This window comes from Cryobacterium lyxosi (assembly GCF_004403345.1).
In the GTDB taxonomy this organism is placed as follows: domain Bacteria; phylum Actinomycetota; class Actinomycetes; order Actinomycetales; family Microbacteriaceae; genus Cryobacterium; species Cryobacterium lyxosi.
On the sequence record NZ_SOGT01000006.1, the window covers coordinates 175,968 to 185,788 of the forward strand.

10 protein-coding genes and 1 tRNA gene are annotated in these 9,821 nt (G+C 63.8%); 7 read left to right on the forward strand and 4 right to left on the reverse strand.

The annotated features are described in order from the left end of the window. Positions 1–37: 37 nt before the first annotated feature. From E3T27_RS05715 to E3T27_RS05725, 3 genes are read left to right on the forward strand one after another with little or no spacing between them, the layout of a single operon-like run. Positions 38–1,132: an ABC transporter ATP-binding protein gene (locus E3T27_RS05715; RefSeq protein ID WP_241992144.1), complete on the forward strand. Its 1,095-nt coding sequence runs from the start codon at positions 38–40 to the stop codon at positions 1,130–1,132. Next, positions 1,108–2,682 carry a hypothetical protein gene (locus E3T27_RS05720; protein WP_134571876.1) on the forward strand — a complete coding sequence of 525 codons (1,575 nt, stop codon included), beginning with the start codon at positions 1,108–1,110 and terminating at the stop codon, positions 2,680–2,682. Before E3T27_RS05715 ends, E3T27_RS05720 begins: the two co-directional genes overlap by 25 nt. Before the next feature lie 32 nt (positions 2,683–2,714). Further along, positions 2,715–2,999, forward strand: coding sequence for a DUF3039 domain-containing protein (locus E3T27_RS05725; RefSeq protein ID WP_104128156.1), 285 nt, complete (start codon positions 2,715–2,717; stop codon positions 2,997–2,999). Positions 3,000–3,017: 18 nt separating this feature from the next. On the opposite strand, the gene E3T27_RS05730 is transcribed toward E3T27_RS05725, so the two are convergent. After that, entirely contained in the window at positions 3,018–4,379 is a 1,362-nt protein-coding gene (locus tag E3T27_RS05730) for a nicotinate phosphoribosyltransferase (protein WP_277612391.1), read from the reverse strand. 41 nt (positions 4,380–4,420) lie between these two features. Here E3T27_RS05730 and murI point away from each other — a divergent pair, with 41 nt between their 5' ends. The 4 genes from murI to E3T27_RS05750 all read left to right on the forward strand — a co-directional run bounded on the left by murI (position 4,421) and on the right by E3T27_RS05750 (position 7,643). After that, positions 4,421–5,305: a glutamate racemase gene (gene murI / locus E3T27_RS05735; protein WP_104201041.1), complete on the forward strand. Its 885-nt coding sequence runs from the start codon at positions 4,421–4,423 to the stop codon at positions 5,303–5,305. Then, complete coding sequence (gene rph / locus E3T27_RS05740; RefSeq protein WP_104197579.1) at positions 5,302–6,036, forward strand: ribonuclease PH; 735 nt, start codon at positions 5,302–5,304, stop codon at positions 6,034–6,036. Before murI ends, rph begins: the two co-directional genes overlap by 4 nt. Positions 6,037–6,039: 3 nt before the next feature. Beyond that, positions 6,040–6,633: an RdgB/HAM1 family non-canonical purine NTP pyrophosphatase gene (gene rdgB, locus E3T27_RS05745; RefSeq protein ID WP_104197580.1), complete on the forward strand. Its 594-nt coding sequence runs from the start codon at positions 6,040–6,042 to the stop codon at positions 6,631–6,633. Positions 6,634–6,734: 101 nt separating this feature from the next. After that, the gene (locus E3T27_RS05750; RefSeq protein WP_134571877.1) at positions 6,735–7,643 is read left to right on the forward strand and encodes a cation diffusion facilitator family transporter; all 909 of its coding nucleotides are present in this window, start codon (positions 6,735–6,737) and stop codon (positions 7,641–7,643) included. 21 nt (positions 7,644–7,664) lie between these two features. On the opposite strand, the gene E3T27_RS05755 is transcribed toward E3T27_RS05750, so the two are convergent. From E3T27_RS05755 to E3T27_RS05765, 3 genes are all read right to left on the reverse strand, one after another. Further along, complete coding sequence (locus tag E3T27_RS05755; protein ID WP_174722186.1) at positions 7,665–8,399, reverse strand: DedA family protein; 735 nt, start codon at positions 8,397–8,399, stop codon at positions 7,665–7,667. 313 nt (positions 8,400–8,712) lie between these two features. Next, positions 8,713–8,794 (reverse strand) — tRNA-Leu (locus E3T27_RS05760). 41 nt (positions 8,795–8,835) lie between these two features. Continuing rightward, a complete protein-coding gene (locus tag E3T27_RS05765) occupies positions 8,836–9,810 on the reverse strand; it encodes a LysR family transcriptional regulator (RefSeq protein WP_134571879.1) in 975 nt (324 codons plus the stop codon). Positions 9,811–9,821 lie beyond the last annotated feature (11 nt).

Sequence of the window (9,821 nt, forward strand, 5' to 3'; positions counted from 1 at the left end):
ACCAGCAGTGAGTAAACCAGCAGTGCGTAAACCAGGAGTGCGTAAGCCAGCAGTGCGCACGTCGACGACGCCGAGAAAGCTGACGGCGCCAAAATTACCGGACGTTGCCAGGTCGACCCGGGCGACTGAACAGACACTCGCCGAGAACGCAACCGACGAAACCACGCGCCCGTACGCGACCCGCGATGCGCTCGTCGCGATCGAAACGGAACAGCCACTGGGAACGCCCGTCGCGCCGCTGCCAGAACCGAGCATGGATACACGTCCCGAGGAAATGCAGGGAACTGCCACACCCCGCATCTCAGAGCCCGCCGCGAAGGCCGTCATTTCTCCGGCGGTGAAGTCGGCAAAGAAGCCCGCTGTCGTTGAAGCTCCAATAGTCATTGCAGCCCGGGGACTCGTGAAGCGATTCGGTCACAATGTTGCGGTCTCCGATCTCGACCTGACCGTACGAGCCGGTTCGTTCTATGGCATTGTCGGGCCGAACGGGGCCGGCAAGACCACGACCCTGTCGATGATCACCGGCCTGTTGCGGCCGAGCGCCGGGAACGTCACGGTGCACGGTATCGACGTCTGGGCTCGGCCGAACGAGGCCAAGCGTGTGATGGGCGTTCTGCCCGACCGGCTTCGGCTCTTCGACCGCCTCACCGGCGCACAACTCCTGTACTACGCTGGCACCCTGCGCGGCCTCGACAACGACACCGTGCGCAGCAGGTCGGCGGACCTCGCTGTGGCTTTCGGCCTCGAGGATGCCCTCAACCGTCTCGTTGCGGACTACTCCGCTGGCATGACGAAGAAGATCGCCCTGGCCTGTGCAATGATTCATTCCCCGCGGGTGCTCGTGCTCGATGAGCCGTTCGAGTCCGTCGACCCGGTTTCGGCGGTCAACGTGACCGAGATTTTGCAGAAGTATGTGGCCGCCGGTGGCACTGTCGTGCTGTCCAGCCACGGTATGGACCTGATTCAGCGCGTCTGCGATCATGTTGCCATCATCGTGCAGGGCCGGGTCCTGGCAGCGGGAACCATTGACGAGGTCCGTGGCCCGAAGTCGCTGGAAGATCGGTTCGTCGAGCTCGCCGGTGGGCGCAAGGTGGCGGAGGGCATGGAATGGTTGCACAATTTTTCGGACTGAAACTCCGGTTGCTCGCCAACCTGTTTCGTCGTAGCCCGTGGCAGGTTGTCGGCCTGGTCGTAGGACTGCTCTATGGTCTGAGCGTCTCCATCACACTTCTCGTTGCACTGATCACCCTGCGGTTCGTCGGTGACCCCACACTGATACGCGATTCGCTCACTGTGGCCGGATCGGCCGTAGCGTTGGGCTTTCTGATCATCCCGATCGTGGTCGGCATCGATGACAGCATGGACCCCCGTAAGTTTGCCTTCCTCGGAATTCCGAACCGTTCGTTGTCGCTTGGTCTGGCCGGTTCGGCGCTCATCGGCGTACCGGCGGTCACCCTGACGATCGTGCTTCTCGGCACCGTGGTCACGTGGTCGCGTGGCATCGGGCAGACTCTGCTCGCTCTCATCTCCGCCGCGCTGATCCTGGCGACCTGCATTCTGCTTTCGCGAGTGAGCGCATCCCTCGCGGCTTTTCTCCTGTCGACCAGACGCTCCCGCGAGTTCACCGGGCTGATCGGTGTCGTTGTGCTGGTGTTGATTTCTCCACTCGTTGTGGTGCTGTTCAGCACGGACTGGGACCGACATGGCCGCACCCTGCTGGCCACTCTCGCCACGATTCTGGGCTGGACGCCGTTCGGGGCAGCGTGGGCCGTTCCCGGCGACGCCTCCACCGGTGCCTGGGGTGAGGCCATCCTCAAACTGCTTATAGCCGTGGGATCCACCTACGCGCTCTGGTTGATCTGGCAGTTCGTCGTGGCTCGCATGCTGGTATCGCCCGGCCGTGAAGCAGCGGCGAAACAGTATTCCGGCCTGGGGTGGTTCGACCGGCTGCCGCACAGTTCCGTTGGCGCTATCGCTGCGCGTACCTTCACTTACTGGGCGCGCGACTCACGGTATTGGGTGTCGCTGATCATGATTCCGATTGTGCCCATCGTCGCCATCCTGCCATTGAGTGTCGTCGGCGTGCCGCTGCATTACCTCGCGCTCGTGCCGGTACCCCTCATGTGCATTTTTCTCGGGTGGACCATGCACAATGACGTTGCCTACGACAGCACCGCAATCTGGCTGCACGTGGCTTCGGGAACGCACGGCCTGGCCGACCGTATCGGCCGGATCCTTCCCGCGCTCGTCATGGGTATACCGCTCATCGGCATTGGCTCGGTCATCAGCATTTCGTTCTACGGTGACTGGTCAGTGCTGTTGTCGATGCTGGGCGTGAGCACGTGCATCCTTTTGGCCGGTTTGGGCTTCTCGAGCTACACCTCCACTCGTTTTCCCTACCCGGTCACCAAACCCGGTGACAGCCCGTTCGCCCAGCCGCAGGCTACAGAGACCGCCGCGGGACTGGTGCAGTCACTCACCTTCACGGGCTCAATCATCGTGGCGCTACCCGCGCTCATCTTCGCCTATCTCGGAATCGTTGAGGATCCGGCCTGGCATCTGCTCGCGCTTGGCACCGGCGTCGGCCTCGGACTCGTGGCTGTGGTCGTGGGAATCTGGGCCGGTTCGCGTGCCTTCGACCGGCGCGGTCCTGAGATGCTGGCTTCTGCTCAACGGGCCTGACCCGTCGCGGGCAGAGTGTTTAGACTGAGGCTATGACTGAATTTCGTGTGAGCATTGCAGAACCCGGCCAGCCCGGCGGCGGAACGTCCACGCTTGATCGTGAGCTCGAGGAACTTCTGAACCAGGAGCAGATCGAGCCCGGCGATCACGAACGTTTTTCGCACTATGTTCCCAAAGACAAGATTCTCGAGTCGGCCATTTCGGGCAAACCGGTCAAGGCCCTGTGCGGCAAGAAGTGGCTGCCGGGACGCGACCCGGAAAAATTTCCGGTGTGCCCAACGTGCAAGGCCATCTACGAGAAGATGAAGGCCAAGTAGCGCCTATTTCGCCCGGGCTTATCGATACGAGGTCGGAATAACGGGCTCGCCGCGCCCTAAACGAAAAGCCTCGATTGGTAGTTCCTGCATGACGGATGCGTTGTGCGCGCGGGCGCGCAGCGTTCCAGCCGGTCCCACGTATCGTTCGTCGACGGTGCCGTCGCTGATCAGCGGGACCAGAAGTGCGCGTTCGAGGCCGCTGCGGGAATCGAAACTGCCGCCGGGTCCGTCACCGAGCAGAATGATCTCTTCCTGAGCGGTACCGGCGGCATCCACTCGACGAAGCGCTCTCTTGCGACCACCGATAGACAGCTTAGCGGTCGACGTTTTGGCGACGGACATCCAGTCGTTGCCGTGGCCCTTATGCGCGACGAGCTTGTAGACCAGGCCGGCGGCCGGCTCTCCCGAACCGGTGACCACCGAGGTGCCGATGCCGAAAGCGTCGACCGGGCTGGCCGACAGAGCCGCGATGGCGAACTCGTCGAGGTCGCTCGTGACGGTGATTTTCGTGTTGACGGCGCCGAGAGAATCGAGTTGCGCTCGGGCCGCCGCGACGACAATGGGGAGATCGCCGGAGTCGATGCGAATCGAGCCGAGCTCGGGCCCGGCGATCTTGACCGCCAGGGCGATGCCGGCCGGCACATCGTAAGTGTCCACGAGAAGCGTTGTGGCGGTACCGAAGGCATCCACTTGCGCCTGGAACGCTTCTTCCTCGCTGTCGTGCAGCAAAATGAACGAGTGGGCCGCTGTTCCCATGGTGGGCAGGCCCCATTGGCGGCCGGCTTCGAGGTTGCTCGTCGATGCAAAGCCGGCGATATATGCAGCGCGGGCGGCAGCGACCGCCGAGTGCTCGTTGGTGCGGCGTGATCCCATCTCGGCGATCGGGCGGCCGAGGCTCACTGAGACCATGCGGGCGGCGGCGCTGGCGACCGAGATGTCGTAGTTGAGCACGCTGAGGATGAGGGTCTCCAGAATGACACCCTCGGCGAAGGTGCTCTCGACCAGCAGCAGGGGGGATCCGGGAAAGTACGCTTCGCCCTCCTGGTAACCCCAGACGTTGCCGGTGAAGGAATAGTCGGCCAGGTAGTCGAGGGTGGGAGTGCGCACGACGGCGTTGTCGGCAAGCCAGGTCAGTTCCTCAGTGGTGAAGCGGAATTGTCGAATCAGTTCGAGCAGACGGCCGGTACCGGCGACGATTCCGTAGCGCCGGCCGGTGGGCAGCCGTCGGGCGAACGCTTCGAACATGCACTCACGGTCGGCGGTCCCGCTCTGGATAGCGGCGTCGACCATCGTGAGCTCGTACCGATCGGTGCGTAAAGCCGGGGTGCGGGCGGCTGGGCCGCCGTGCGCTGGCACGGGGTACGTGGGGGACAGGGTCACCAGGCACAGCTTATCCGCTTGTCGGGCTAGGCTTGGTCTCCGTGACGGATGCACCGATTGGTATTTTTGATTCCGGAGTCGGCGGCCTGACCGTCGCCCGGGCGATCAAGGACCAGTTACCCAACGAGTCCATTCTCTACATCGGCGATACGGCCCACTCGCCGTACGGGCCCAAGAAAATAGCGGACGTACGGGGGTTCGCCCTGGACGTGCTCGATGATCTCGTGGCGCAAGACGTGAAACTGCTTGTGATCGCGTGTAACACGGCGTCGGCGGCGATGCTGCGCGACGCCCGTGAACGCTACAGCGTGCCCGTGATCGAGGTCATTCAGCCGGCCGTGCGCCGCGCCGTCGCAACCACGCGCAACCAGCGAGTGGGAGTCATCGGTACCCTCGGGACTGTCAACTCGCGTGCCTACAACGACGCCTTCGCCGCCGCACCCCAGATCACGCTGTTCAGCAAAGCCTGCCCGCGGTTCGTGGAGTTCGTCGAAGCCGGCGTCACGACCGGCGCCGAGGTGCTCGCCGTCGCCGAGGAGTACCTTGCGCCGCTGCGCGCTGCAGGCGTCGACACCCTCGTGCTCGGCTGCACCCACTATCCCTTTTTGCGCGGTGCCATCTCGTATGTGATGGGAGAGAACGTCACCCTGGTCTCGAGTGATACCGAAACAGCCAATGACGTCTACCGGGTGCTGGTGAGTCAGGGCCTGGAACGCGCACGCACGAGCCCGCCCAGCTACCGTTACGAGGCGACCGGCGACAGCGCCGAGGATTTCCTGGCCTTGGCCCATCGTCTGATCGGACCGGAGGTCAGCCGCGTCGACCTGATCGAGACCGGCACACTCAACCTTGCCGAACTGGCAGCATCCAGTCGAAGCGGACCCCCTAATTCCCCCTCCACCCGAATCACTAGGAGCACACCGTGACCGAGACCCTGCGCGCCGATGGGCGCACCAACGACGAACTTCGCCCGATCACGATCGAGCGCGGCTGGAGCGACCAGGCCGAAGGCTCGGCCCTGATCTCATACGGCCGCACCAGGGTACTCTGCACGGCGTCGTTCACTAACGGCGTTCCGCGTTGGATGAGCGGCAAGGGTAAGGGCTGGGTCACCGCCGAATATTCGATGCTGCCGCGCTCGACCAACAGCCGCATGGACCGTGAATCGGTCAAGGGCAAGATCGGCGGTCGCACCCACGAGATCAGCCGCTTGATCGGTCGCAGCCTGCGCGCGGTGGTCGATATGAAGGCGCTTGGCGAGAACACACTCGTGCTCGACTGCGACGTGCTGCAGGCCGACGGAGGAACCCGCACCGCGGCCATCACCGGCGCGTACGTCGCCCTCGCCGATGCGCTCGAGTGGGGGCGCACCAAGAAGTTCATCTCGCAGAAGGCGCAGCCACTCATCGACAGCGTCTCGGCCGTGTCTGTCGGCATTATCGGCGGAGTGCCCATGCTCGACCTCGCCTATACCGAAGACGTGCGCGCTGACACCGACATGAACGTCGTCGTGACCGGGCGCGGCAAGTTCGTCGAGGTGCAGGGCACCGCCGAAGCTGCACCGTTCGACCGCAGCGAGCTCGACGTTCTGCTCGACCTCGCCGTGAAAGGCGCTATCACCTTGACCGAATTTCAGACCAGCGCACTGGAGCGTTGAGCGGTGCAGATCGTTCTCGCAACGCACAACGCCCACAAGGTCGAGGAGTTGCGGCGCATCCTGGCCGCGCAGCTGCCTGGCATCGAGGTGCTCGCCTATGACGGCCCCGAACCGGTCGAAGACGGTGTCACTTTTACCGAGAATGCACTGATCAAAGCGCGCGCCGCTGCCGCGCACACCGGGCTCCCGGCAATCGCAGACGACTCGGGAATCTGCGTCGACATTCTTGGCGGGGCACCGGGAATCTTCTCGGCGCGTTGGTCGGGACCGGCCAAGGATGCCGGTGAGAACCTGCGTCTGCTGCTTTGGCAGCTCAGCGACGTTCCCGAGGAGCACCGCGACGCCCACTTCACGTGTGTGGCCGCTCTCGCCCTGCCCGACGGCACCGAGCGGGCCGTGACCGGCGAATGGCCGGGGCAGCTTCTGTTCCAACCGGCTGGCGTCAACGGTTTTGGATATGACCCGATATTTCTGCCCGAAGGCTATGCCATTTCGGCGGCCGAGCTTTCGGCCCATGTAAAAAACCAGGTCAGCCATCGGGCGATCGCGTTCGAGGGTCTCGTTCCGGTGCTGCGCGAGGTGCTCGGTGCCCCATGACGCCGCGTCAGATCGAGCAGCACCCGGATGCTGAGAACGGCATTCATTCCCAACTAGCCTGCGGGCTGGCGAGCGGGTGTGCGCGGCTCTAACGTTGAGCCATGGGCCACGATCACGCGCACGGCACCGACTCGAACCGGAGGCGACTGACCCTCGTCATTGGCATTGTGTCTGTCGTGCTGCTGCTCGAAGTGATCGGTGCCTGGCTGACCGGATCGCTCGCTCTCCTGGCCGACGCGGGGCACATGCTGTCCGACCTGCTTGGGCTCATCGTTGCCCTGACGGCCACCGTCATGGCGTCACGCCCGGCGACGGACCGGGCCACGTTCGGTTTTCAGCGCACCGAGGTGTTCGGCGCGCTGATCAACGGGTTGATCCTGCTTGGCGTGGCCGGCGTCGTTTCGGTCGCCGCGATCGCTCGCCTGATAACCCCGGGCGAAAGCGCTGTGCTGCCAGCTCCCATGCTCATCGTGGCCATCATCGGTCTGGCAGCGAACATCGCCGGAATACTGCTGCTTCGTCCGGCCGCTGCCGGGTCGATCAACATGCGCGGCGCCTACCTCGAGGTGCTCGGCGACGCCCTGGGATCTGTTGCCGTGATCGTGGCCGCCATCAGTATTCTGATAACCGGTTTTACCCAAGCGGATGCCGTCGCCTCGCTCGTCATTGCCGCCTTGATCGTTCCGCGCGCTTTCGTGCTGTTACGTGACGTCGTGCGTGTGTTCAGCCAGTCCACGCCGGCCGACACCGATATTTCCGAGATTCGGCGCCATCTGCTCGGCACGGATGGCGTGGTCGACGTGCACGATGTGCACGTCTGGGCCATTACCAGCGGCGCGCACGTGTTCACCGCGCATATCGTCGTGGAGGCGACCGTGCTCGCACACGGCACCGACGCTTTGCTCGATGAGCTGTCGGGATGCCTCAGCAAGCATTTCGACGTCGCTCATTCAACCTTTCAGCTGGAACCGACCGAGCACGCCGAGCATGAAGGCCACCAGCACCGCTGAACGAATCAGATGGTGACGGCCTCAGCTCTCGTGGCGGCCGGCGTGGTTGGTCTTGAACGTTTGGGGGTCGAGCAGGTGACTGCCCGTGGCTGTGGTGGGCTGGCCGCGCAGTCGGCGGGCTTTTACGATTGACTGCACGTAGTGGAACACCGTGGGAATGAGGGTGATGACCACCGCGCTGAGCAAGATCAGGTCGATGTACGTCGTGACGAATTCGGCCACCGGCGGAATATAGCCGAGAAAGTACCCGCCGAAGGTCAGGCCGGCCCCCCAGAGCAGCGCGCCGATCAGGTTGTACAGCGTGTACTTGCGGTAGTCCATATGGCCGACGCCCGCCGCGACCGGTGCGAAGGTACGCACGATCGGCACGAACCGGGCGACGATGACGGCGACACCGCCGAATCGCACGAAGAACGCATTTGTGCGGTCGACGTTCTTAATGCTGAATAGGCCGGACTCCTTGCGTTCAAAGACGCGCGGACCGAACTTATGTCCGATGAGGTAGCCGATTTCACCGCCCAGGAACGCGGCAAATCCAATGGCCAGGGCGACCCACCAGATGTCAATCCGGATGACGCCGGCGGCGGGGAACGCGAGCAGGCCGGTGATGATCAGCAGGGTATCGCCCGGAAGGAGAAACCCGACCAGCAGCCCGGTCTCGGCAAAGACGATCGCGCAGACGACGAGCAAAGCCCAGGGACCGGCCGACTCAATGATGTGCGTCGGGTCGAGCCAGGGAATCAGTGCGGTGTGAATCACGCGGGGAACTCCAGTCGGCGGAGGGCAGACGTTCGGGTAGCGACGGCGGGTGCCGAGACACAGGGTATCGCCCAATAGTGAGAGAACGCCGGGCCGCCGACCCCTGAAACAGGGGGCTCGTCAACCAGTCGTGGGGCTGGTCGAGGTCGCGGGCTGTGGCATCCGCGCAGGATACCCGTGCTGAACGCATCTGGAAAAAGCGCCGTTACGGTGAAAATCAAGCCCTCACCTGACCCGAAAGAAGTCAACGGTACCCCCGTGGGGGAGCGTGTTATTCGATGTGCTGTCGAGGGCTGAAGAATGAACCATGTGCGGGAGAGGGGACTTGAACCCCCACGCTCGAAAGCACAGGATCCTAAATCCTGCGTGTCTGCCAATTCCACCACTCCCGCTGGTGCCTTCCCAGTGTAGTTGTCCAGCTGCGCGACTGGGTCTAGTTGGCTATGTCCTTTCCTGTGATGACGTTACGGCCGAGCAGTGCCGGCGCATAGGACTCCATTTGCGCGCGGAGCGCCGCGACGAGCGCCGCGACGGCCGGCAGCCGCAATGACTCGGTGCGCAAAACCATCCAGTACGGCAGTCGTTCTTGAAAATCTTCTGGAAGAAGGCGCACCAGGTCTGCATGCTGATCGGCCATGAAGCAGGGCAGAAATCCGATTCCAGCGCCGGCCCGGGTTCCCTCGACATGCACGAACACGTTGGTGGAGCTGAGCGACTCCCGCATCTGCGGCACGAGCCGCCGGGGGGCATCGAGATCGTCGACCTGAAGCATGGAATCCACGAAATACACGAGGGGATGCTCGGTCAGCTCGGCAATGGTGGTCGGTGTGCCGTGGGCCTTGAGGTAGCGCCGTGAGGCGTACATTCCGAGGCTGTAATAACCAAGCAGAATCGACTCCGCCCGGTGCACCTGCGGCTCACCCACGACGACTTCGATGTCCAGTCCCGAACGGTGCTGCAGGGCCCGCCGGGTGACGGTGACGATTTCGACGCGCAAGAGCGGATGCCTGCGCTGCAGTACGGCCACGGCCGGGGCAGCGATGTAGGCGCTGAAGCCGTCCGTCGCCGACATGCGCACCACCCCGGAGATCTGTTGGGCTTCGGCGTCGGAACCACGCAGCAGGCTGACCGCAGATTCCACCCCCTCAGCCGCGGTGCGGGCGCGTTCTCCGAGCTCGGTCAACTCCCAGCCGCCCACGGCGCGGGCCAGGAGACGGCCGTCGAGGGCCTTTTCGAGGGCGGTGATACGCCGGGACACCGTGGTGTGGTTCAGGCCCAGGCTCTCAGCCGCGGTGGTGAATCGGCCGGTGCGTGCGACCGCGAGAAAGATGAGGAGATCAGTGGGAGTGGGAGTGGGAGTGGGAGTGGGAGTGGGAGTGGGAGCGGTGCCAGCCGGCGGAAAGGTCATACGCAATTATG

Coding starts and splice junctions, on each gene's coding strand:
- E3T27_RS05750 (WP_134571877.1), top strand. CDS start 6,735: ATGGGCCACGATCACGCGCACGGCACCGACTCGAACCGGAGGCGACTG.
- E3T27_RS05720 (WP_134571876.1), top strand. CDS start 1,108: ATGGTTGCACAATTTTTCGGACTGAAACTCCGGTTGCTCGCCAACCTG.
- E3T27_RS05725 (WP_104128156.1), top strand. CDS start 2,715: ATGACTGAATTTCGTGTGAGCATTGCAGAACCCGGCCAGCCCGGCGGC.
- E3T27_RS05765 (WP_134571879.1), bottom strand. CDS start 9,810: ATGACCTTTCCGCCGGCTGGCACCGCTCCCACTCCCACTCCCACTCCC.